Origin of the sequence: Pseudomonas sp. YuFO20 (assembly GCF_035064975.1) — a bacterium.
GTDB classification, from domain to species: Bacteria; Pseudomonadota; Gammaproteobacteria; order Pseudomonadales; family Pseudomonadaceae; genus Aquipseudomonas; species Aquipseudomonas putida_AE.
On record NZ_JAXDEO010000006.1, the window covers coordinates 94545 to 116225 of the forward strand.

22 protein-coding genes and 1 tRNA gene are annotated in these 21681 nt (G+C 59.4%); 13 read left to right on the top strand and 10 right to left on the bottom strand.

The features are described from left to right. Positions 1-4 precede the first annotated feature (4 nt). Together SOP85_RS05340 and SOP85_RS05345 are read right to left on the bottom strand one after the other, a co-directional pair. Complete coding sequence (locus tag SOP85_RS05340; protein ID WP_323626319.1) at positions 5-961, bottom strand: sugar ABC transporter substrate-binding protein; 957 nt, start codon at positions 959-961, stop codon at positions 5-7. A 153-nt stretch (positions 962-1114) separates the two neighbouring features. After that, entirely contained in the window at positions 1115-1546 is a 432-nt protein-coding gene (locus SOP85_RS05345) for a hypothetical protein (protein ID WP_323626355.1), read from the bottom strand. 324 nt (positions 1547-1870) lie between these two features. Between SOP85_RS05345 and SOP85_RS05350 the strand changes: the two genes are divergently transcribed. From SOP85_RS05350 to SOP85_RS05360, 3 genes are all read left to right on the top strand, one after another. Next, complete coding sequence (locus tag SOP85_RS05350; protein ID WP_274076544.1) at positions 1871-2959, top strand: asparaginase; 1089 nt, start codon at positions 1871-1873, stop codon at positions 2957-2959. A gap of 146 nt (positions 2960-3105) precedes the next feature. Then, complete coding sequence (locus tag SOP85_RS05355) at positions 3106-3396, top strand: DUF1654 domain-containing protein (protein WP_274076545.1); 291 nt, start codon at positions 3106-3108, stop codon at positions 3394-3396. A 4-nt stretch (positions 3397-3400) separates the two neighbouring features. Then, positions 3401-4090 carry an endonuclease I family protein gene (locus tag SOP85_RS05360; protein WP_323626320.1) on the top strand — a complete coding sequence of 230 codons (690 nt, stop codon included), beginning with the start codon at positions 3401-3403 and terminating at the stop codon, positions 4088-4090. 73 nt (positions 4091-4163) lie between these two features. Here SOP85_RS05360 and SOP85_RS05365 read toward each other — a convergent pair whose 3' ends face one another. Further along, positions 4164-4529: an SPOR domain-containing protein gene (locus SOP85_RS05365; protein ID WP_323626356.1), complete on the bottom strand. Its 366-nt coding sequence runs from the start codon at positions 4527-4529 to the stop codon at positions 4164-4166. A gap of 251 nt (positions 4530-4780) precedes the next feature. Between SOP85_RS05365 and csrA the strand changes: the two genes are divergently transcribed. Next, positions 4781-4972: a carbon storage regulator CsrA gene (gene csrA / locus SOP85_RS05370; protein WP_008057174.1), complete on the top strand. Its 192-nt coding sequence runs from the start codon at positions 4781-4783 to the stop codon at positions 4970-4972. Positions 4973-5069: 97 nt separating this feature from the next. Here the strand turns inward: csrA and SOP85_RS05375 are convergent, their stop codons facing one another. Beyond that, positions 5070-5525 (bottom strand): DUF2214 family protein, encoded by a 456-nt coding sequence (locus tag SOP85_RS05375; RefSeq protein WP_323626321.1) that lies wholly within the window; start codon positions 5523-5525, stop codon positions 5070-5072. Between the two features lie 242 nt (positions 5526-5767). Here SOP85_RS05375 and SOP85_RS05380 point away from each other — a divergent pair, with 242 nt between their 5' ends. Then, a complete protein-coding gene (locus SOP85_RS05380; RefSeq protein ID WP_274076574.1) occupies positions 5768-6520 on the top strand; it encodes a carbonic anhydrase in 753 nt (250 codons plus the stop codon). Between the two features lie 62 nt (positions 6521-6582). Here the strand turns inward: SOP85_RS05380 and SOP85_RS05385 are convergent, their stop codons facing one another. Further along, positions 6583-6777 (bottom strand): hypothetical protein, encoded by a 195-nt coding sequence (locus SOP85_RS05385; protein ID WP_274076548.1) that lies wholly within the window; start codon positions 6775-6777, stop codon positions 6583-6585. Between the two features lie 177 nt (positions 6778-6954). On the opposite strand from SOP85_RS05385, the gene SOP85_RS05390 reads away from it, so the two are divergent. Next, positions 6955-7329, top strand: a complete 375-nt coding sequence (locus tag SOP85_RS05390) for a hypothetical protein (RefSeq protein ID WP_323626322.1) — start codon at positions 6955-6957, stop codon at positions 7327-7329. A 131-nt stretch (positions 7330-7460) separates the two neighbouring features. Here the strand turns inward: SOP85_RS05390 and SOP85_RS05395 are convergent. Next, positions 7461-7537, bottom strand: a tRNA-Val gene (locus SOP85_RS05395). A 183-nt stretch (positions 7538-7720) separates the two neighbouring features. Between SOP85_RS05395 and SOP85_RS05400 the strand changes: the two genes are divergently transcribed. Then, the gene (locus SOP85_RS05400; RefSeq protein ID WP_274076550.1) at positions 7721-9004 is read left to right on the top strand and encodes an NAD(P)/FAD-dependent oxidoreductase; all 1284 of its coding nucleotides are present in this window, start codon (positions 7721-7723) and stop codon (positions 9002-9004) included. Positions 9005-9057: 53 nt separating this feature from the next. Here the strand turns inward: SOP85_RS05400 and SOP85_RS05405 are convergent, their stop codons facing one another. Both SOP85_RS05405 and SOP85_RS05410 read right to left on the bottom strand, forming a co-directional pair. Continuing rightward, positions 9058-9492, bottom strand: a complete 435-nt coding sequence (locus SOP85_RS05405) for a DoxX family protein (protein WP_274076551.1) — start codon at positions 9490-9492, stop codon at positions 9058-9060. Positions 9493-9595: 103 nt separating this feature from the next. Continuing rightward, complete coding sequence (locus SOP85_RS05410; RefSeq protein WP_323626323.1) at positions 9596-11017, bottom strand: transglycosylase SLT domain-containing protein; 1422 nt, start codon at positions 11015-11017, stop codon at positions 9596-9598. 235 nt (positions 11018-11252) lie between these two features. Here SOP85_RS05410 and SOP85_RS05415 point away from each other — a divergent pair, with 235 nt between their 5' ends. Beyond that, positions 11253-12059 (top strand): TatD family hydrolase, encoded by an 807-nt coding sequence (locus tag SOP85_RS05415; RefSeq protein ID WP_323607513.1) that lies wholly within the window; start codon positions 11253-11255, stop codon positions 12057-12059. 44 nt (positions 12060-12103) lie between these two features. Here the strand turns inward: SOP85_RS05415 and SOP85_RS05420 are convergent, their stop codons facing one another. Beyond that, positions 12104-13333 carry an acyl-CoA dehydrogenase gene (locus tag SOP85_RS05420; protein WP_008057192.1) on the bottom strand — a complete coding sequence of 410 codons (1230 nt, stop codon included), beginning with the start codon at positions 13331-13333 and terminating at the stop codon, positions 12104-12106. Between the two features lie 164 nt (positions 13334-13497). Between SOP85_RS05420 and SOP85_RS05425 the strand changes: the two genes are divergently transcribed. The 3 genes from SOP85_RS05425 (at position 13498) to SOP85_RS05435 (ending at position 16061) form a co-directional block, all read left to right on the top strand. Beyond that, positions 13498-14427, top strand: a complete 930-nt coding sequence (locus tag SOP85_RS05425) for a LysR family transcriptional regulator (RefSeq protein WP_274076554.1) — start codon at positions 13498-13500, stop codon at positions 14425-14427. A gap of 206 nt (positions 14428-14633) precedes the next feature. After that, the gene (locus SOP85_RS05430) at positions 14634-15032 is read left to right on the top strand and encodes a MerR family transcriptional regulator (protein WP_274076555.1); all 399 of its coding nucleotides are present in this window, start codon (positions 14634-14636) and stop codon (positions 15030-15032) included. 129 nt (positions 15033-15161) lie between these two features. After that, positions 15162-16061, top strand: coding sequence for a hydroxymethylglutaryl-CoA lyase (locus SOP85_RS05435; protein WP_323626325.1), 900 nt, complete (start codon positions 15162-15164; stop codon positions 16059-16061). 692 nt (positions 16062-16753) lie between these two features. Here the strand turns inward: SOP85_RS05435 and SOP85_RS05440 are convergent. Then, positions 16754-18451 carry an AMP-binding protein gene (locus SOP85_RS05440; protein WP_323607515.1) on the bottom strand — a complete coding sequence of 566 codons (1698 nt, stop codon included), beginning with the start codon at positions 18449-18451 and terminating at the stop codon, positions 16754-16756. Between the two features lie 275 nt (positions 18452-18726). Here SOP85_RS05440 and SOP85_RS05445 point away from each other — a divergent pair, with 275 nt between their 5' ends. Together SOP85_RS05445 and SOP85_RS05450 are read left to right on the top strand one after the other, a co-directional pair. Then, entirely contained in the window at positions 18727-19890 is a 1164-nt protein-coding gene (locus SOP85_RS05445; RefSeq protein ID WP_274076558.1) for an isovaleryl-CoA dehydrogenase, read from the top strand. A 97-nt stretch (positions 19891-19987) separates the two neighbouring features. Then, positions 19988-21592, top strand: a complete 1605-nt coding sequence (locus tag SOP85_RS05450; RefSeq protein WP_323626326.1) for a carboxyl transferase domain-containing protein — start codon at positions 19988-19990, stop codon at positions 21590-21592. Positions 21593-21681: the final 89 nt, after the last annotated feature.

Sequence of the window (21681 nt, forward strand, 5' to 3'; positions counted from 1 at the left end):
AAAATTACTGGGTAACCAGCTCTACCGGAGTTTCGATCACGCCGTTGGTGCCGCTGTCGACCTTCTCGCCCTGGATGATCTTCAACGCGGTCTCGATGCCGAATACCGCCTGTTTGGCAGCAAATTGATCGGCGGTGGCCAGGACGCGGCCATCCTTGAGCATCGGCTTGATGGCATTGATGTTGTCGTAGCCGACCACCTGGACCTGGCCGGCCTTGCCCGCGGCGCGCACGGCCGACACCACGCCAACCGCCATGCTGTCGTTGCCGGCCAGCAGGGCCTTGATGTTCGGGTATTCGCTGAGCATGGAGGCGGCAACCTGGTTGCCCTTGTTGATTTCCCAGTCGCCCGATTGCACGGACACGACCTTGATCTGCGCAGCCTCCATCGCATCCTTGAAGCCTGCGGTGCGGGCCTGGGCATTGGTGGTGGTGGACACCCCTTCGATGATGCCGACTTCATCACCGGCCTTGAGCTTCTGGGCCAGGTACTCACCCACCAGGCGCGCGCCCTTGCGGTTGTCCGGGCCTACGAACGGCACGCTGATGTTCTTGCTCTTGACCACGGCCGGGTCGAGCTGATTGTCGATGTTGATCACGGTGATGCCAGCGTCGACGGCTTTCTTGATCACGGGCACCATGGCCTTGGAATCAGCCGGTGCGATCACCAGCGCATCGACCTTGGACACGATCATTTGCTCGACGATGCGAATCTGGTTGGCGGTGTCGGTTTCATCCTTGATGCCGTTGGAGATGAGCTCGAACTCGCCGGAGTGGTCTTTCTGATAGGCCTTGGCGCCGTCTTCCATGGTCAGGAAGAATTCGTTGGCCAGGGACTTCATCACTAGCGCGACTTTAGGCTTTTCAGGCGTCTGGGCGAACACCGAAGAAACAGGCAGCATGGCGGTGGCGCCAGCCAGTATGGCGACAGCAAGAAGACGTCCTGCGAATGGCAGCTTCATGGATTCACTCCGATCTTATGATTATTGTGAGCAACGTCGAGGCGGCATCTGGAGGTGTCGCAAACGTTTGCGAAGCTTGACTATGCGAACGTTGCCAGACTTTGTCAACCTACCCCGTTCGCAGGCTACGCGCACAATCAAGTGCCAGGTTGGTCAAGCCGTAGTGCTGACAATACTGCCAGAATCGGTCAAGGCTTTCGCCAGGCTGGTGGCCACCTGCATCAACGCCGCCGACGTATCTGCAACCTGCGCCTGAAGCGACATCACGGCCGTGGCCTTGGCCTCTTCAGACTGAAAAGACGCGGCCTGGGTAGCCGCCAATTGTTGCTGTTGCTCGCGCAGTTGCTCCTGCAGTTCCTGCAGGCGCTTGAGCAACATTTGCACCGCGACGCTTTGCTGGCTGCCAGCGCCTTCGGCTTTTTCACCCGCCTGCGCGCCCTGCCCAAGGCTCACAGGCTTTTCTTCTTTCACTGGCACACCCGCCTGTTGCGCCGAGGTCGCGTCGCTCAGGGTGTCGACGGCAGCCGCGGGCTTCCCGCCGATATTGAGCACCGCTGAATGGGGCAAACCGATCGTCAATGACATGTGAACTCCCTGGGCATGATTCTTCATTGAAGCATCGACCTGCCGGCGGGTTTCTTTAACGCCGATGTTTAATTGGGTCCGTAATCCTTTCGGAATGCCGAATAAAAAACCCACGGATAATCGGAAAACCGGACAGAACCGGGCGATCGCCATTCAACCATCCGTTTAAAACGATAAACAAATCAGTGTGTTACGAGTTATTTATGATTCCAGTTGTAACTGGTACGCGTCGTGCTTTTCTCCAGCACCCCAAAAGGTCCAGATCCCTTTGGGGCGCATCTAGATGAACCTGCATCGGCACCGTCACTACTAGAGAGAAAAATAATGACATCTGCTTTGAAAAACCTTCTCCCGGGCACCTTGGCCCTCCTGCTGCTCCTGCCCGCCGCCCTTCAGGCGAAAGAAGCCGAAACCCAACAGAAGCTGGCCAACGTCGTGGTCCTGGCCACCGGCGGCACCATCGCCGGTGCGGGCGCCAGCGCCGCCAACAGCGCCACCTACCAGGCAGCAAAAGTCGGCATCGAACAATTGATCGCCGCGGTTCCACAGCTTGGCCAACTGGCCAATGTCCGCGGCGAACAGGTCATGCAGATCGCCTCCGAAAGCATCACCAACGACAACCTGTTGCAGCTGGGCCGTCGCGTCGCCGAACTGGCGGACAGCAAGGACGTCGATGGCATCGTGATCACCCACGGCACCGACACCCTGGAAGAAACCGCCTACTTCCTCAACCTCGTGGAAAAAACCGACAAGCCGATCATTGTCGTGGGCTCCATGCGGCCCGGCACCGCAATGTCCGCCGACGGCATGTTGAACCTGTACAACGCCGTCGCCGTGGCCAGTAGCAAAGACGCGCGTGGCAAAGGCGTGCTGGTGACCATGAACGATGAAATCCAGTCGGGTCGCGATGTCAGCAAAATGATCAACATCAAGACCGAGGCGTTCAAAAGCGCCTGGGGCCCACTCGGGATGGTGGTCGAAGGTAAATCCTACTGGTTCCGTCTCCCGGCCAAGCGCCACACCATGGACTCGGAATTCGACATCAAGACCATTGAAAGCCTGCCTGACGTCGAAATCGCCTACTCCTACGGTAACGTCAGCGACACCGCCTACAAAGCCCTGGCCCAGTCGGGCGCCAAGGCCATCATCCATGCCGGCACCGGCAATGGTTCGGTGTCTTCCCGGGTCGTTCCCACCCTGCAAGCCCTGCGCAAGGACGGGGTGCAGATCATCCGCTCTTCCCACGTCAACGCCGGCGGTTTCGTCCTGCGTAACGCCGAACAGCCTGACGACAAGTATGACTGGGTGGTGGCGCATGACCTGAACCCACAGAAAGCCCGCATCCTGGCGATGGTCGCGCTGACCAAGACCAATGACAGCAAAGAGCTGCAACGGATGTTCTGGGAATATTGATTCGCCCTCGCCCGACCGACTCCGGTCGGGCACCTCTTTGGCCACTCGCCTCGCAGCACTTGCCTGACAAAAAACTCTCATCCCCCTACACCAATCGGCAAAAACCACTGTCAGAGGATTCTCTTGAATTTTAAGCGGTTGCGAAAATGCCTACAGTTAAATACTGTATGCACGTACAGCTTAATAAGGATAATCCTGTGGACAGCACCTCCGCCTCACCAGACACCTATGTACGCATGGGCCTGCGCGTTCAGAAAATCATCAATGGCCCTACTGCTCAGAAAGCCAGGGCCGCCCTGATCTTCCGCCTTCCAGACGAGCCCGTGGACGAGTGGGAACGCCTGCTCGAAGAAATCGACGAGAACGACAACGTCACTCTCGCCTATCGCGACGACGGTGGCGTGCAGATTTTCTGGGTAGTGCCGAAGGAAGACTGAGACGATGAGTGTCCGTTTTTTTGCCTTGCTGTTCCTGGTGTTTGCCACGGGTGCCCAGGCCGATGCGCCACGCACCTTCAGCGAAGCCAAGAAAGTCGCCTGGAAGCTGTATGCGCCGCAATCCACCGAGTTCTATTGCGGCTGCAAATACACCGGCAACAAGGTGAACCTCGCAGCCTGCGGGTATGTGCCGCGCAAAAACGCCAAGCGCGCGGCGCGCATCGAGTGGGAGCACATCGTTCCGGCCTGGCAAATCGGCCATCAGCGTCAATGCTGGCAGGAAGGAGGGCGTAAGAACTGTACGCGGTACGATCCGACCTACCAGAAGGCCGAGGCCGATCTGCACAACCTGGTGCCCAGCATCGGCGAGGTCAATGGTGACCGCAGCAACTTCAGTTTCGGCTGGCTGCCGGAGCAATCGGGGCAATACGGTTCGTGCCTGACCCAGGTCGACTTCAAGGCGAAAAAGGTCATGCCCCGCCCTTCCATCCGCGGCATGATCGCCCGGACCTATTTCTACATGAGCAAGCAATACGGTTTGCGCCTGTCGAAACAGGACCAGCAGCTGTACAAGGCCTGGGACAAGACTTACCCGGTGCAAGCCTGGGAACGCCAACGCAACCAGAGCGTGGCGTGCGTCATGGGGCGCGGTAACGAATTTGTCGGCTCGGTGGACATGAAAGCCTGCGGCTGAATACTCGCCGAACAAACAAAGGCCCGGGGCTGCACACCCCGGGCCTTTGTCTTTCAGCCACCCACTTCAACCTTTACTGAACCGTCGGGCGCTCCAGCACCAGCACTTCAATGTTCCGCTTTTTCGCCTTGATCAGCGCGGCGTTCACCTGCGCCTGCTTGGCCTCGGCTTCTTCCCTGGAGCTGTACGGCCCCATCAGGATCCGGGTCTTGCCGTTTTCCCTGATCACGTTGGATATGAAGCTGTGTTCGATCAGCCAGCCGCTGAGATCGCTGACGGCCTGAGGTGTTTCACCCCGCACTTCGAGGTCCCACTGTGGCCCCGATACCTGCGCCGCTGTTGCCGCCGCTGCAGGCTGCGGTTTTTGCGCTTCTTCGCGCTTGCCCTCACCGCATCCCGCCAGCGCCAATACCGCGATTGCCAAGACCATTTTGCGCACAGCGTTTCCCTCTGAATGCTTAAAGCGGGGGATTTTAGCATTCATGAATACTTCGCGAGTGCCGCAAAATGGACTCAAAACAACGAGAATGATAGTGGCGGCCTCTGTATAGTTACGCCTTGGGAATTAATGCTGCATCTGCGCGTCAGAAAGAGGCACCCAAACTGTGAGACTTCGCACTAATCTATACATAACACCGACCTCTGCACTGTCCGAATCAGGTGCCCCACAAAGCAATCAAGGAGAAGACCATGCTGATACTCACCCGCAAAGTCGGTGAAAGCATAAACATTGGTGATGACATTACGATCACCATCCTGGGCGTAAGCGGCCAGCAAGTCCGGATTGGCATCAACGCGCCCAAAGACGTCGCAGTGCACCGCGAAGAGATTTATCAGCGCATTCAGGCCGGCCTCACCGCCCCGGAAAAGCCACAAACCTGAATCCTGTCGCAGTCAGTAGCCAGCCCGTACGCCCCGCAACGACGGCTGGCTAAGATGCAAGCGCAACATCGCCTGCGCTTTAACCGAACCCCCTCGATCAGCCGAAAGCGATACCGCGCGCCATGCCGGTGGCCGCCACCATCATCAGCAACATCAGCACAGCTTCGATATGACTGATTCGTGCAAACAGCGTCGCACGCCAGGTATCGATAGCAGCGCCACGCGACCGTGCAACCCGCCATTTGATCAACGCCACCATCGGCGCAATTTCCAGTAACAGGATGAGCACGAACAACGTCATCTTGAGGTGGAACAACGGCTGGTGCAGGTAGTAATCCGTACCTTTTTCGAAACCGCCAAAGGCCCGCATGCCGCCGGTAACCAGAAGGACAACCGCAGAAATGCCCCATAGGTTGTCTGCCATCAACACACTGCGAGCCTCTCCCGTGCCGATCGCCAGGCGCCGAAAAGCCGTGCCACGCGCCAGGACAGCCCAGAATCCAAGCGCAAACGCCAAAAGATGAACCGCTGCAAGCAACCAGTGAGTCAGCATCGGGAAACTCCTGTAAGGACCAAGTCGAATCAGCCTGTCAGTAGTAGCTCATCAATCAATGGATTGCACCTGCCGGACAACCTGCATTTTGTATCAAGGCCTCACCCGCACATTCGCTGCAAGCCCCGTAAAACGTGATGTTACACACCGACTAGACTCAAACATTCCAGTGTTGCCCCCCCCGCAGGTACGCTCCCCAACGGCAGTCATTCCCACCAAATTGACCTTGAGTGCACAACATCATGTGTGAATCATGTGATTCAAACGCCGCAGCAAAAACCAATGAGCGCCGTCGCTTTCTTCGCCTTGCCGGATTAGGAGCAGGCGCCCTGTTATTGGCCGGCGCCCTGCCGAGCCGAATTGTTCAAGCAGCGGAGAAAAACGCCGCGCCACCAAAGCCGAAAAACGTCATCACCCCGGATGAGGCACTGAAAAGGCTAATGGAGGGCAACCAACGCTATGTCAGCGGAAACTCGGAAACCCACGACTTCAAGGATGAACGAGAAGCACTGGTTACCGGCCAGAACCCTTTTGTGGCGGTGCTGAGCTGCTCTGACTCGCGCATTGCACCGGAATACGCTTTCGATACCGCCCGGGGCGACCTTTTCGCCGTACGCCTGGCCGGCAACTTCGTCACGGACGAAGGCCTGGCAAGCCTTGAATACGGCGTGGCCGTGCTCGGCGCCCCGCTCATCCTGGTACTGGGCCATGAGCGCTGCGGTGCCATCGAGGCCGGCGTGAAAGCCGTCAAGGATCACACGGTGTTCCCCGGGAAGATCCCTGCACTGACGGATGCACTCAAATCCGCTATCGAGCAGGCAGGCAGTCATCCAGGTGACCTGGTTGAAAACGCGACCGTACAAAACATCAAGAACTCGATCGAGCGCCTCAAGCAAGCCACTCCCTTGCTGTCTGACGCGCTCGGCAGGGGCCAGTTGAAAATAGTGGGGGGCATTTATCGCCTGGCCACAGGCAAGGTCGAGCTGATTGCCTGAATCAATCAGCTACGGTGCCACTGCGCAGATGTGAAGAGCCCAGCGCGAAGGCTGGGCTCTGGTTATTTCCTGCAGTCCATCATCTTGTCCGCGAGCGCCCTGGCCCTTTCAATCAACAGATTCTGCCGGTCTTCATGCGTGGCCCCGCCTACGACGGGTGCCGTCAGGTTGCTTTCGGCAATCAACGCGGCGCAGAAATATTGATCCCACACAGCCTTGTGATCGGATGCCTGTCTGTTCACTTGGTCGGAGATCATAAACGACTCCTTCAGATGAGGTAACACTGCTTATCTTACGCCTGAGGCCCCTGTCGCGCCCGTAGCGTTACAGGATCCAGCGCAGCAGGACATGGCTGGCAATCCAGGGTGACGCCTCGACCACCGTCCACTGAAGCAAGAGGCAAATGGACAGGTAAGCCGCAAAGAACTTGATCATTGTCCGCCTCCTCATCACTCCCCCCCGCCTCGATGCAGCTATGCCCGGTTGCCTGTCTTGCTTTGATGCAATTGGCTGCTGGCAGTTCAACCCGAGACGAACTGATTTTCATTCGGCTCGCGTCAACGCCGTCTTCAAATAGTAATATTTCTCAAGTGAGAATGAATGGCGAGGATGCCAGAGTCAATGAGGGAACGTTACGAGATCCATTTTGTGGCCAGTGGATCCAAGGAAGTCTCAACAAGGATGCGATTGAAAAAGCGGCAAGTCAGGAGATCAGCAACGTTCGATGGAACAAGGCCAGCCATACCATTGCCTGGAGCGAGCGAGCCAAGCTGAACAGGAATGTGGTGGGTTTGAAATACATTCAATAAGGCGGGGCTGCGCAACGCGTCGATTGGCGCTTGATCGCAGGCTTTGCATAGGCTTTTTAAATCGCAGACAACTAAAAAGGGCCCACCTTTCGGTGAGCCCTTCCAGACCGCCCAGCAGAGCGGATTTTGTTTGGTAGGCGCGATTGGACTCGAACCAACGACCCCCACCATGTCAAGGTGGTGCTCTAACCAACTGAGCTACGTGCCTGCTGTGAGGCGGCATTCTACGGAATTCCGGGAGGGTGTCAACACCTTTTTTCGCGCTAACCCTATGAATATGCAAAATATTTAATTTCGCTGCGGCAAAGAAGATTTTCCGGTGGCTGGCGGCGGTTTTTCAACTCGGGTAGGATCGACGCATTCGTTAAATTTATTAAACAGAGGCTGCAGGATGGCGAACACCCCTTACCCAGAGTCCTATTACGCCGCATCGGCCAATGCGGTGCCGCCGCGTCCGTCGTTGCAGGGTGAGGTCGAGACGGATGTGTGCGTGATCGGCGCCGGTTATACCGGGTTGTCCTCGGCGCTGTTCCTGCTGGAGCACGGCTTTCGGGTGACGGTGCTGGAGGCGGCCAGGGTCGGTTTCGGTGCGTCGGGGCGCAATGGTGGGCAGATCGTCAACAGCTACAGCCGCGATATCGATGTGATCGAGCGCACTGTCGGTCCGCGTCAGGCTCAGTTGTTGGGGCAGATGGCGTTCGAGGGCGGGCGGATCATTCGTGATCGGGTGGCCAGGTACAACATCCAGTGCGACTTGAAGGACGGCGGCGTATTTGCCGCCATCACTGACAAGCAGATGGGTCATCTGGAAGCGCAGAAGCGTTTGTGGGAGCGTTTCGGGCATACGCAGCTGGAGTTGCTGGATCAGCGCCGCATCCGCGAGGTGGTGGCTTGCGATCAATATATCGGTGGCATGCTCGACATGAGTGGCGGGCATATCCATCCGCTCAACCTGGCGCTGGGCGAAGCGGCGGCCGTGGAGTCACTGGGCGGCACTATTCATGAGCAGTCGCCGGCGGTGCGCATCGAGCGCGGTGCCAACCCGGTCGTGCACACGCCTCAGGGCAAGGTCAGGGCCAAGTTCATCATCGTGGCGGGCAACGCCTACCTGGGTAACCTGGTGCCGGAGCTGGCGGCCAAATCGATGCCTTGCGGCACGCAGGTGATCACCACGGAGCCCCTGGGCGATGAGTTGGCGAAAAGCCTGCTGCCCCAAGACTATTGCGTCGAAGACTGCAACTACCTGCTCGACTACTACCGCCTGAGCGGCGACAAACGTCTGATTTTCGGCGGCGGCGTGGTGTATGGCGCAAGGGACCCGGCGAACATCGAAGCGATCATTCGGCCGAAGATGCTCAAGGCGTTCCCGCAGCTCAAGGATGTGAAGATCGACTACGCCTGGACCGGAAATTTCCTGCTGACCCTGTCGCGCCTGCCTCAGGTCGGGCGACTGGGCGACAACATCTATTACTCCCAGGGGTGCAGCGGCCACGGCGTCACCTACACGCACCTGGCGGGCAAGGTCCTGGCCGAGGCATTGCGTGGTCAGGCCGAACGTTTCGACGCCTTTGCCGACCTGCCCCACTACCCGTTCCCGGGTGGCCAACTGCTGCGTACACCCTTTGCTGCACTTGGCGCGTGGTACTACGGATTGCGCGACAGACTCGGGTTCTGATGCAACAAAAAATGCCCGTGATACGGGCATTTTCTTGTCTGTTCGAAAAGCTGTCAGCCGGCGATGGCGCGGTCCGCCGACAGTTTGCCGGCCCCTTCGATCAGCACCGCGATACTGCCACCAAGCAACGCCAGGGCGAATTCATAGCCATTGTTCGCCATGAACAGGCCATTGCTGATATGCACGGTAAAAATCGCCACCAGCGAAAGGAAGGTCAGGCCCAGCGCCGCCGGACGTACCAGCAAGCCGATGATCAAAGCCAGGCCGCCGAAGAACTCGGTGCCGCCCGCCAGCGTCGCCATCAGGTAGCCCGGCGCCAGGCCGATGCTTTCCATGTACTGCGCGGTGCCCGCCAGGCCATAGCCACCGAATGCGCCGAAGAGTTTCTGTGCGCCGTGGGCAGCGAAGATGATGCCGACGAAAATCCGCAAAACGGTCAGGCCGTAGCCAGCGCGGGTAAACAATACCTTGTTGATCAGTGTGCTCATGCTGTGACATCCCTTGAGAGTGTGTGTTGGTTGGCCGCTATATTAATCAGTAAATCTCATGTTAAAAGCGCAAAGAATCCGCCATAACAATCAGTTTATTCGATCATTTACGCAGGGCAACTTTCTGCCCCTGGGGCTCCAACGACTCCCGCTCCCGATCGAACGCCAAGTAATACTTGTTCACGCTATTAACATAGCTGACAGGTCCCATTCCCACCTGCTCCATGGCGATGCGTTCGACCTGGAAAAACCACTGGTTGGGGTTCAACCCCCGTCGACGGGCCTCTGCGCGCATGCCTTGCACCCGCTCCGGCCCGATGTTGTAGGCCGCCAGCACAAAGGCCATGCGCTCGCGTTCGTTGAGCTTGGGGCTGGCAAAGAACTTGCGGCGAATCATCGCCAGGTACTTGGCCCCCGCCTGCACATTGGCATCCAGTTCGTGAATGTTGCTCACGCCCACGCGCTGCGCTGCTGACGGGGTGATCTGCATCAGCCCGGTCGGCGCACCGCCGCTGCGCGCCGCAGGTTGCAGGCCCGATTCCTTGAACGCCAGCGCCGCCAGGTTCAGCCAGTCCATGTCCTGGGCGGTTGCATGTTTTTGCAGCACCGGCCGCAGCTTTTCCAGGCGCTGGCGGTCAGCCTTGGCCAACGGATAGTGGACCTGGTAAAGGCGTCTATAGATGCGCAGAAACGCTACGTCCTGGTCCGACGGCTTTTTATAGCCCGCCAGGAAACGATCGATGCTGGCCCTCAGCATCGACGCGTCGCGGCGCACGAACCAGAACTCTTCGCCTGGCTCGCTGATCAGCACCTGGCGATCGATACGCAATTTCGGCAGGATCTTGCCCCAGCGTTCGGCAATCGGCTGCTCGACAATGGTCAGATGAAAGATCCCGCCCTGGACCATCTCCAACACGTCCTCGACCGCCAGGCTTGGATCGACCCACTCGATCTTGACCGGCGGCAGTTTGTGCAGCGCGAGCTTCTGGTTGATCTGGCTGATGGCGTCACCGGCGGCGCTACCGTTGGGCAGCGCCAGGGTTTTTCCCGACAGTTGTTCGAGACGGGTATAGCGACGTTCACCCTTGATCCCCACCAGCACCAGCGGGATGTCACTGGCGACCGGTTCACTGCTGCTGACGGCGAAGCCCGGCTGCAGGTCGAGCAGCTCGCCGGGGGCCACCAGGTCGCCCTCCCCACGCTGCAACGCACCGAGCAATTGATCCTTGGCTTTGGGAATGATCTTGAGGGTGATTTCCTGGCCATCCCGGGCGTGGCCATTGAGGTATTGCTCGAAAGCGCGCAGGCGATGGTATTCGACACCGATGGCCTGGCCCTGGACTTCGCCAGAGCTGTTACGGCTCTGGTTGACCAGCACGCGCAGCACACGACTGCTGCGGATGTCCGTGAGGTCACGGACCTTGGCGGCCGGCACGGCTTGCAGCGGCCCGGGCAGCCGCGCAACCGCCGACATCGGCAGCAACAGCGAGCAACACAGCAGTAGCAAAACCGAGGGACGAATCATCCACTCTCCGCAAAGAATTCAGGTCAACCACATGAATGATTTCATGCAATCAAGCGTCAGAAATAAAGCGCCTGAAGACGCTGGCAATGCGCGAAATACTGGCACAATGATGGCATCGCCACCACCCAGACTTGTTCGCGACATTAAGAGACCGCCATAACCCGTTGTAGTTCTTGGCTTTTCTGATAAATCCAGAGCTCTGGTATGCTTTGCGGCCCTGGTCCGAGGTAGCACCATGCAACTCATCGATATCGGCGTCAACCTGACCAACCCCAGTTTCGCCGACAAGCACCAGGCCGTACTGGACCGCGCCTATGCCGCGGGGGTCTGCCAATTGGTGCTCACCGGCACCAATGTCGAGGGCAGCGAACAGGCGCTGGAGCTGTGCCGGCAACTGGACGAAACAGGTCAAAAGCTGTTCGCCACCGCCGGTATTCATCCCCACGCGGCCAGCGACTGGAATGCCGACAGCGCCCGTCGCCTGCGCAGCCTGCTGAGAGAACCGAACATCGTGGCGGTCGGTGAATGCGGCCTGGATTTCAACCGCGATTTTTCACCGCGTCCGCAGCAAGAGAAAGTCCTCGAAGAACACCTGGCGCTGGCGGTCGAACTGCAAATGCCGGTGTTTCTGCACGAACGCGATGCCAGCCAGCGTCTGCTGGAAATCCTGCGTGACTATCGCGATCAGTTGCCGGCCGCCGTGGTGCACTGCTTCACCGGCGAACAGAAAGCGCTGTTCAGTTACCTGGACCTGGATTTACACATCGGCATCACCGGCTGGATTTGCGATGAGCGCCGTGGCACGCATTTGCATCCCTTGGTCAAGGAGATCCCGCGCGGGCGGTTGATGCTGGAGAGCGATGCGCCGTATCTGTTGCCGCGCAGCCTTCGCCCCAAACCGAAAAACGGTCGCAACGAGCCGGCGTATCTGACGGAAGTCTTGCGTGAGGTGGCCTTGCACCGCGGCGAAAGCCAGGAAGACCTGGCCGCCCACAGTACGGCTTGCGCGCGGGCGTTCTACGGGCTGCCGAGCGTGGATTGACCCGTTGAGTGAGCGCGGGCCCGGATTGGGCCCGCGCTGCCGTCTTAATGACTGCTGCGCAACATTTCCTTGGGCACGTACTTGCCGATCTCGAACTTGCCGATGGCCGCGCGGTGCACTTCATCCGGACCGTCCGCCAGGCGCAGGGTGCGCTGCATCGCATACATGTAGGCCAGCGGGAAATCGTTGGACACCCCTGCCCCGCCATGGATCTGGATCGCCCGGTCGATCACGCGCAAGGCAACATTCGGCGCCACCACCTTGATCTGCGCGATTTCACTCTTCGCCACCTTGTTGCCGACGGTGTCCATCATGTACGCCGCCTTGAGTGTCAGCAGGCGGGCCATGTCGATCTCCATCCGCGAATCGGCGATCTTGTCGATGTTGCCGCCCAGGCGTGCCAGGGGTTTGCCGAACGCCGTACGGTTCACCGAGCGCTTGCACATCAGTTCCAGCGCACGCTCAGCCATGCCGATCGAACGCATGCAGTGGTGAATCCGCCCCGGTCCAAGACGACCTTGAGCGATTTCGAAGCCGCGTCCTTCGCCCAACAGGACGTTTTCATACGGCACCCGGACATTTTCAAACAATACTTCGGCGTGGCCGTGGGGGGCGTCGTCATAGCCGAACACGGGCAACGGACGCAGGATTTTCACCCCGGGGGTGTCCACCGGCACCAGGATCATCGAGTGCTGCGCATGGCGCGGTGCGTCAGGGTTGCTCAGGCCCATGAAGATGAGGATCTTGCAGCGCGGATCGCAAGCACCGGAGGTCCACCACTTCTTGCCGTTGATCACCCACTCGTCACCGTCACGCACGGCACGGGCGGCCATGTTGGTGGCGTCGGAGGACGCGACGTCCGGTTCGGTCATGGCGAAAGCCGAGCGGATCTCGCCGCGCAGCAAGGGTTCGAGCCAGCGTTGTTTCTGTTCTTCGTTGGCGTAGCGCACCAGCACTTCCATGTTGCCGGTGTCCGGTGCCGAGCAGTTGAACGGCTCGGGTCCCAGCAGCGAACGGCCCATGATTTCCGCCAGCGGCGCGTATTCGAGGTTGGTCAGGCCGGCGCCGAGTTCGGACTCAGGCAGAAACAAATTCCACAGGCCTTCTGCCTTGGCCTTGAGCTTGAGCTCTTCCATGATCGCCGTCGGCTGCCAGCGGTCGCCCTCGGCGACCTGGCGCTCGAAGACCGCTTCGGCGGGATAGACGTAGGTGTCCATGAACGCGGTCACGCGCTCACGCAGTTCTTGCACCTTGGGCGAATAAGCGAAATCCATGGCCAGCTCTACCTTTTCAACGAGTTTCAGAGGAGTTGTTCGTTCATGCAATCGATGCTAGAACAGCCATGAAAATTTACCTAGCCTATTCTCGGCGTGTATAAACATTCATCACCGATATATGATCGACTGATCGAGCCCACCTAAAACAAGAGTGCAGCGCAATGAATCTGAGCAAGGTCGACCTCAACCTTTTCATCGTCTTTGACGCGATCTACACCGAGGCCAACCTGACCCGCGCCGGGCAGATTGTCGGGATTACCCAACCTGCGGTGTCCAACGCGCTGGCCCGATTGCGCGAGACGTTCAACGACCCGCTGTTCGTACGCACCGCCCAGGGCATGGTGCCTACGCCCATGGCGCAGAACATTATCGGCCCGGTGCGCAACGCGCTTTCGTTGCTGCGCGTGTCGGTGCAGGAAAGCCGCATCTTCAATCCCTTGCAGGCGGTCAAGACCTACCGCATCAGCATGACCGACCTCACTGAAGCTGTGATCCTGCCGCCGCTGTTCCAGCGCCTGCGCCGCCTGGCGCCGACCGTGATCATCGAAAGCTTCCTGTCCAAGCGGCGTGAGACCACCAAGGAACTGGCCGCTGGCCGACTCGACTTCGCCGTGGATGCACCACTCAACACCGACCCGCAGGTGCGCCACGTCAAGCTGATGGAAGACCGTTACGTGTGCGCCATGCGCAAGGGCCACCCGCTGGCGGGCAAGGAAAAACTCACCCTCGATGATTACCTGAGCCTGACCCACGTCCACATTTCCAGCCGTCGCAGCGGCCTGGGCTATGTTGACCTGGCCCTGGGCAAAATGGGTATCCAGCGCAAGATCGCCCTGCGCTCCCAGCATTACCTGATGGCCTCGCAGGTGCTGCAGCAGACCGATATGGTCATGACCGTGCCGGAACGCTTCGCCCGCCGTAACGACCTGCACGCCTTTTATCTGCCGGTCAACGATGTGCCGCCGGTGGAAACCCACCTTTACTGGCACGAAAGCACTGACCAGGACCCGGCGAACCGCTGGATGCGCGAGCAGATGATCGAGTTGTGCCAGCAGGTGACGGCGCAGGAGAAGAAGCTGGACACGGTGTGAGGCATTACACCGCGTTATCGTTCTTCGCGAGCAAGCCCGCTCCCACATTTAATTTTTGCTGAACACGGTATTGGTGTTCGACGCAAATCAAAGGTGGGAGCGGGCTTGCTCGCGAAGAGATCAGCAAGAACAGCCAAAACTCACGCCCCTTGACGTAAACGTCAACCTGCCATTAGCTTAGCGCATGACTTTTTGCGAGCGCGCCCATGAGCAGCCAGACCTACAGCATTTCCGACCTCGCCCGCGAGCTCGACATCACCACCCGGGCCATTCGCTTCTATGAGGAACAAGGCTTGCTCAGCCCCGAGCGGCGTGGCCAGGAACGCATCTACTCACCCCGCGACAAGGTCAGCCTCAAGCTGATCCTGCGGGGCAAGCGCATCGGCTTTTCCCTGGCCGAATGCCGCGAGCTGATCGAGCTCTACGATCCGTCCAGCGGTAACACCAAGCAACTGCACAGCATGCTGGCAAAAATCAGCGAGCGCCGGGAACAGCTGGAACAGCAGCTGCTGGACATCGAACAGATGAAACTGGAGCTCGATACCGCTGAAGAGCGTTGTGTGCAAGCGCTGGAACAAACGCTCAAGAGTCAGGAATCTGTGTAGGAGCGAGCTTGCTCGCGATGGATGTCAGGGCACCGCGTGCATTCAGACTGCCCTCGTTATCGTTGACGTCCTTCGCGAGCAAGCTCGTTTCTACAAGGGTCTATGAACAATTAGAACAGGTCCAATCCCATGTCCCTCCCTACCCACGTACGCCTGGTCGAAGTCGGCCCCCGCGACGGTCTGCAAAATGAAGCCCAACCCATCAGCGTTGCCGACAAGGTGCGACTGGTCGATGCGCTGACGGCTGCGGGCCTTGGCTATATAGAAGTCGGCAGCTTCGTTTCGCCCAAGTGGGTGCCGCAGATGGCGGGCTCTGCAGATGTCTTCGCGCAGATCCAGCGCAAACCCGGCGTCACCTACGGCGCCCTCGCCCCCAACCTGCGCGGCTTTGAAGATGCCCTCGCCTGCGGGGTCAAGGAAGTCGCCGTATTCGCCGCCGCGTCGCAAGCGTTTTCCCAGCGCAACATCAATTGCTCGATCAGCGAAAGCCTGGAGCGCTTCGTGCCCATCATGGATGCCGCCAGGCAGCATGGCGTCAGTGTGCGCGGTTACGTGTCCTGCGTGCTGGGCTGCCCCTATGAAGGTCACGTCGCACCGGAACAGGTAGCGCATGTGGCCCGCGAGCTCTACGCCATGGGCTGTTACGAGGTTTCGCTGGGCGACACCATCGGCACCGGCACCGCAGGGGCCACGCGCAGGATGTTCGAGGTGGTGTCGGCCCAGGTGCCGCGGGAAAAACTGGCCGGGCACTTCCACGACACCTATGGCCAGGCCATGGCCAACATCTATGCCAGCCTGCTGGAAGGCATCTCGGTGTTCGACAGCTCCATTGCCGGTCTCGGCGGCTGCCCTTATGCCAAGGGCGCCAGCGGTAACGTGGCCACCGAGGACGTGGTTTACCTGCTCAATGGCCTCGGGATTGAAACCGGGATCGACCTGGATGCGCTGATCCTGGCCGGCCAGCAAATCTGCGATGTACTGGGACGACCTACCGGTTCGCGCGTGGCCAAGGCGCGTAGCGCACATTGATGCGTGCGGGTGTGTCGGGGTGTTACCGCAACCACCTGAATGTGGGCGCAAGCGAGTAACACGGAAACAAAATGTAGGGTTTTCCCTGAAGCCGAAAACCCTACAAAAACTCAAGTGCTTGTTTTTAAAGGGTTTTTAAAAGTTGGCACGGCTCCTGCTATATCTATCGCATAACAAGAATAAAAAAATTGGCGACACCCCTAATAAAAACAAGACGTAACGACTCTGACATAACAAAAACAACACGGCAGAGACGCAGCTAACAGATTTTTTTGGAGAGGATGTGCTTTTCAGGGTGCTTTTCGGAGTTACCCGCAACCGGGCAGAGAATAATAAAACTACCTTCAGGTAGCTCCCGAACTGGTTGGATCGCTCAGCGAAAAAGTAGATCAGCGCTCAAAAAAATACGTTTGCTCTTGATCCCGGATGGGGATCGACAAAAACAGCGGTAAAGGGTCAACGGTCACCAAAAACAAAAACAGACCGCCCCTCAATAATAAAAAAAGAGCAGCGCAACGAAAATTAAAGGGGAGCTTCGGCTCCCCTTTGTGCTGTCTGGCGTTTGAGATTTCCACGGCCCTGTGTAGGAGCGAGCTTGCTCGCGAAGGTCGTCAACGATAACGCGCTCATTCTGGATCAACGCGACACTCTTGAGTTCTTCGCGAGCAAGCTCGCTCCTACAAGGGAATGAGTCAGGCCTTATTGCTACGCAACTCCTCAATGCTGATCTCGCGCATCCGGAATTTCTGGATCTTGCCCGTCACCGTCATCGGAAACTCTTCCACGAACTTGAAATGACGCGGTGTCTTGAAGTGCGCGATGCGCTCCTTGCACCAGGCTTGCAGCTCCTGCTCGGTGGCACTGTGACCGGGGTGGAACTTGATCCAGGCGACGATCTCTTCACCATAACGCGAGCAAGGAATGCCGATCACCTGCACATCGGCCACTGCCGGGTGGGTGAAGAAGAATTCCTCCAGTTCGCGCGGATAAATGTTCTCGCCACCGCGGATGATCATGTCCTTGTTGCGCCCGGCAATGCATACGTAGCCCTCCTCATTCATGCTCGCCAGGTCACCGGTGTGCATCCAGCCGGCCTGGTCGATCGCCTCCGCCGTGCCTTGCGGGTTGTTCCAGTAGCCGAGCATCACACTGTAGCCGCGGGTACACAGCTCACCGATGGTGCCACGGGGCACCAGGTTGCCGGCCTCGTCGATGATCTTGCTTTCCAGCTGTGGCTGGGTACGGCCGACCGTGGTCACGCGCAATTCCAGATCGTCCGACGGACCGGTCTGCAACGACACCGGGCTGGTCTCGGTCATGCCGTAGGCAATCTGCACTTCGCTCATGTGCATTTCGCTGATGACCCGGCGCATGACCTCGATCGGACAGGTGGCACCGGCCATGATCCCGGTGCGCAGGCTCGACAGGTCGAAATCGCCGCGCTGGGGTTGATCGAGCATGGCGATGAACATGGTCGGTACGCCATACAGCGCGGTGGCCTGTTCTTCGGCGACGGTGCTGAGGGTCAACAGCGGATCGAACGCGTCGTTGGGGTAGATCATGGTGCTGCCGTGGGTGATGCAGCCGAGGTTGCCCATGACCATGCCAAAGCAGTGGTACAACGGCACCGGGATCACCAACCGGTCGCAGGCCGTAAGGCCCAGGCTTTCGCCGACCATGTAGCCATTATTGAGAATGTTGTAGTGGCTGAGGGTCGCGCCCTTGGGGAAGCCGGTGGTGCCGGAGGTGTACTGGATGTTCACCGCCTGATCGAAATGCAGACTGTTTTGACGTTCGTGCAATTGTTCGACCGATACGCTGCCCGCCAGCTCGCTCAGTTGCGACCATGGCAGGAAACCGATTGGAGGCTGCGCATCAAGACTGATGACCCCGCGCAAATCCGGCAGGCGCTCGCTGTGCAATTTGCCGATGGCTTGCTCCGCCAGCTCCGGCACCAGGCCCTGCAGCATGGCGTGATAGTCGGAGGTCTTGAACGCCCCGGCACTGACCAGCCACTGGCAGCCGGACTGTTTCAACACGTATTCGAGTTCGGAGCTGCGGTAGGCCGGGTTGATGTTGACCAGGATCACGCCGATTTTCGCCGTGGCAATCTGCGTGATGCACCACTGGGCGCAGTTTGGGGCCCAGATGCCCAGACGGTCGCCGGCCTGCAGGCCCAGCGCCAGCAGCGCCCTGGCCTGCAGGTCTGCCGCATCCGCCAGTTGCCGCCAGGTGTAGCGCAGCTGTTGATGGCGCACCACCAGCGCCTCCCCGTCCGGGTACTGCGCGACAGTGTTGTCGAACGCCTGGCCGATGGTCATCGCCAGCAAGGCTTTGTCCTGGGAACCACGGGTGTAACTGCGTTGCGGGCTTGCACTGGGTTGATCCATGACGACCCCTATTGTCTTTATTAATGGGCTGCGAATGGTCCCCTGCAGGAGCTGGCTTGCCAGCGAAGAGGCCGGCACGTTCTACACTGATGTCGACAGATCCGACGCCTTCGCGGGCAAGCCCGCTCCTACAGGTTTCAATGCCCCTACTCTCGCTCAAGTTGACGTTAACGTAAAGGGCGATTGACAGCCTTTCGTCACAGGTTTACGTTAACGTAAAGGTGAGAGCTGAAACACCGCCCTCCCCACCCTACAAAAAAGCCAAAAGGTGCCCCATGAGCTACCCATCCCTGAACTTTGCCCTCGGTGAAACCATCGACATGCTGCGCGATCAGGTCCAGTCCTTCGTCGCCAAAGAGATCGCCCCGCGCGCTGCTCAGATCGACATCGACAACCTGTTCCCCGCCGACCTGTGGCGCAAATTCGGCGACATGGGCCTGCTGGGCATTACCGTACCGGAAGAATACGGCGGCGCCGGCCTGGGTTACCTGGCGCACGTGGTCGCGATGGAAGAAATCAGCCGTGGCTCGGCCTCGGTGGCCCTGTCCTATGGCGCCCACTCCAACCTCTGCGTCAACCAGATCAACCGCAACGGCAACCACGAGCAGAAAGCCAAGTACCTGCCGAAGCTGATCAGCGGCGAACACATCGGCGCCCTGGCCATGAGCGAACCGAACGCCGGTTCCGACGTGGTCTCGATGAAACTGCGCGCCGACAAGCGTGGCGACAAGTACGTGCTCAACGGCAGCAAGACCTGGATCACCAACGGCCCGGATGCCAACACCTACGTGATCTACGCCAAGACCGACCTGGAAAAGGGCCCCCACGGCATCACCGCTTTCATTGTCGAGCGCGACTGGAAAGGCTTCAGCCGCAGCAACAAGTTCGACAAGCTGGGCATGCGCGGCTCGAATACCTGCGAGCTGTTCTTCGATGACGTCGAAGTGCCGGAGGAGAACATCCTCGGCGTGCTCAACGGCGGCGTGAAAGTGCTGATGAGCGGCCTCGACTACGAACGTGTCGTGCTGTCCGGCGGCCCGACCGGGATCATGCAGGCCTGCATGGACCTGATCGTGCCGTACATCCACGACCGCAAGCAGTTCGGCCAGAGCATCGGCGAGTTCCAACTGATCCAGGGCAAGGTCGCCGACATGTACACCCAGCTCAACGCCAGCCGCGCTTATCTCTATGCGGTAGCCCAGGCCTGCGAGCGCGGCGAAACCACCCGCAAGGACGCTGCCGGCGTGATCCTCTACAGCGCCGAACGCGCCACGCAAATGGCCCTCGACGCGATCCAGATTCTCGGCGGCAACGGCTATATCAACGAATTCCCGGCCGGTCGCCTGCTGCGTGACGCCAAGCTGTACGAAATCGGCGCCGGCACCAGTGAGATCCGTCGCATGCTGATCGGGCGTGAACTGTTTAACGAGACGAAATGAATTTCGTCAGCTGCAAGCGGCAAGCTTCAAGCCACAAGTAGAAGCGACCCTCTTGCAGCTTGTAGCGTGCCGCTCAAAGCTGCTTACGGAGTAAGCCATGATCCTACATACCCAGCTCAACCCCCGTTCGGCGGAGTTCGCCGCCAACAGCGCGGCGATGCTCAAACAGGTTGACGCCCTGCACACCCTGCTGGCCCAAGTGGCGCAAGGTGGCGGCCCGAAAGCGCAAGAGCGCCACACCTCCCGGGGCAAACTGCTGCCCCGCGAGCGCATCAACCGCTTGCTCGACCCGGGCTCGCCGTTTCTGGAAATCAGCCAGCTGGCGGCCTACGAGGTGTACGGCGAAGACGTGCCCGCCGCTGGCGTGATTGCCGGGATCGGCCGGGTGGAAGGCGTCGAATGCATGATCGTCGCCAACGATGCCACGGTAAAAGGTGGCTCGTACTACCCGCTGACGGTGAAAAAGCACCTGCGCGCCCAGACGATCGCCCAGCAAAACCGCCTGCCGTGCATCTACCTGGTGGACTCTGGAGGCGCCAACCTGCCGCGCCAGGACGAAGTGTTTCCAGACCGCGAGCACTTCGGCCGGATTTTCTTCAACCAGGCCAACATGAGCGCACAGGGCATCCCGCAGATTGCCGTGGTCATGGGCTCCTGCACCGCAGGCGGTGCCTACGTACCGGCCATGGCCGACGAGGCGATCATGGTGCGCGAGCAAGCGACGATCTTCCTCGCCGGCCCACCGCTGGTGAAAGCCGCAACGGGCGAAGTGGTCAGTGCCGAGGATCTTGGCGGGGCCGACGTGCACTGCAAGATTTCCGGTGTGGCCGACCATTACGCCGAAAGCGATGAACACGCCCTGGCCCTGGCCCGGCGCAGCGTCGCCAATCTCAACTGGCGCAAACAGGGTGAAGTGCAGCAACGCACCCCGATCGCCCCACTCTATGCCAGCGACGAGTTGTATGGCGTGGTGCCGGCCGATGCCAAGCAACCGTTCGACGTGCGTGAAGTCATCGCGCGGCTGGTGGACGGTTCGGTGTTCGACGAATTCAAGGCCCTGTTCGGGACTACCTTGGTGTGCGGCTTTGCCTACCTGCACGGTTATCCGATCGCCATCCTCGCCAACAACGGCATCCTGTTCGCCGAAGCGGCACAGAAAGGCGCGCACTTCATCGAGTTGGCTTGCCAGCGCGGTATCCCGCTGCTGTTCCTGCAAAACATCACCGGCTTCATGGTCGGCCAGAAATACGAAGCCGGCGGCATCGCCAAGCACGGCGCGAAACTGGTGACCGCGGTGGCCTGCGCCAAGGTACCGAAGTTCACCGTGATCATCGGCGGCAGCTTCGGTGCCGGGAACTACGGCATGTGCGGCCGGGCCTACGATCCGCGCTTCCTGTGGATGTGGCCGAATGCGCGCATCGGTGTGATGGGTGCCGAACAGGCGGCCGGCGTGCTGGTGCAGGTCAAGCGCGAGCAGGCCGAACGTGCCGGCCAGGGTTTCAGCGCCGAACAGGAAGCCGAGATCAAGCAACCGATCCTCGACCAGTATGAAGAGCAGGGTCACCCCTACTACTCCAGCGCGCGCCTGTGGGATGACGGCGTCATCGACCCGGCCCAGACCCGCGACGTGCTGGCACTGGCCTTGTCCGCGTCGTTGAACGCGCCAATCGAACCGAGCCGCTTCGGCGTGTTCCGGATGTGATTTTTTTGTAGGAGCGAGCTTGCTCGCGATGGACGTTAACGATAACGCGTGTTTTCTGAATTAACGCGCCGCCCTGTAATCCATCGCGA

What these genes read in the sequence shown, in the direction of transcription:
- SOP85_RS05340 (WP_323626319.1), bottom strand. Translation starts at nt 961, where the DNA reads ATGAAGCTGCCATTCGCAGGACGTCTTCTTGCTGTCGCCATACTGGCT.
- SOP85_RS05345 (WP_323626355.1), bottom strand. Translation starts at nt 1,546, where the DNA reads ATGTCATTGACGATCGGTTTGCCCCATTCAGCGGTGCTCAATATCGGC.
- SOP85_RS05350 (WP_274076544.1), top strand. Translation starts at nt 1,871, where the DNA reads ATGACATCTGCTTTGAAAAACCTTCTCCCGGGCACCTTGGCCCTCCTG.
- SOP85_RS05355 (WP_274076545.1), top strand. Translation starts at nt 3,106, where the DNA reads ATGCCTACAGTTAAATACTGTATGCACGTACAGCTTAATAAGGATAAT.
- SOP85_RS05360 (WP_323626320.1), top strand. Translation starts at nt 3,401, where the DNA reads ATGAGTGTCCGTTTTTTTGCCTTGCTGTTCCTGGTGTTTGCCACGGGT.
- csrA (WP_008057174.1), top strand. Translation starts at nt 4,781, where the DNA reads ATGCTGATACTCACCCGCAAAGTCGGTGAAAGCATAAACATTGGTGAT.
- SOP85_RS05375 (WP_323626321.1), bottom strand. Translation starts at nt 5,525, where the DNA reads ATGCTGACTCACTGGTTGCTTGCAGCGGTTCATCTTTTGGCGTTTGCG.
- SOP85_RS05380 (WP_274076574.1), top strand. Translation starts at nt 5,768, where the DNA reads ATGTGTGAATCATGTGATTCAAACGCCGCAGCAAAAACCAATGAGCGC.
- SOP85_RS05385 (WP_274076548.1), bottom strand. Translation starts at nt 6,777, where the DNA reads ATGATCTCCGACCAAGTGAACAGACAGGCATCCGATCACAAGGCTGTG.
- SOP85_RS05400 (WP_274076550.1), top strand. Translation starts at nt 7,721, where the DNA reads ATGGCGAACACCCCTTACCCAGAGTCCTATTACGCCGCATCGGCCAAT.
- SOP85_RS05405 (WP_274076551.1), bottom strand. Translation starts at nt 9,492, where the DNA reads ATGAGCACACTGATCAACAAGGTATTGTTTACCCGCGCTGGCTACGGC.
- SOP85_RS05410 (WP_323626323.1), bottom strand. Translation starts at nt 11,017, where the DNA reads ATGATTCGTCCCTCGGTTTTGCTACTGCTGTGTTGCTCGCTGTTGCTG.
- SOP85_RS05415 (WP_323607513.1), top strand. Translation starts at nt 11,253, where the DNA reads ATGCAACTCATCGATATCGGCGTCAACCTGACCAACCCCAGTTTCGCC.
- SOP85_RS05420 (WP_008057192.1), bottom strand. Translation starts at nt 13,333, where the DNA reads ATGGATTTCGCTTATTCGCCCAAGGTGCAAGAACTGCGTGAGCGCGTG.
- SOP85_RS05425 (WP_274076554.1), top strand. Translation starts at nt 13,498, where the DNA reads ATGAATCTGAGCAAGGTCGACCTCAACCTTTTCATCGTCTTTGACGCG.
- SOP85_RS05430 (WP_274076555.1), top strand. Translation starts at nt 14,634, where the DNA reads ATGAGCAGCCAGACCTACAGCATTTCCGACCTCGCCCGCGAGCTCGAC.
- SOP85_RS05435 (WP_323626325.1), top strand. Translation starts at nt 15,162, where the DNA reads ATGTCCCTCCCTACCCACGTACGCCTGGTCGAAGTCGGCCCCCGCGAC.
- SOP85_RS05440 (WP_323607515.1), bottom strand. Translation starts at nt 18,451, where the DNA reads ATGGATCAACCCAGTGCAAGCCCGCAACGCAGTTACACCCGTGGTTCC.
- SOP85_RS05445 (WP_274076558.1), top strand. Translation starts at nt 18,727, where the DNA reads ATGAGCTACCCATCCCTGAACTTTGCCCTCGGTGAAACCATCGACATG.
- SOP85_RS05450 (WP_323626326.1), top strand. Translation starts at nt 19,988, where the DNA reads ATGATCCTACATACCCAGCTCAACCCCCGTTCGGCGGAGTTCGCCGCC.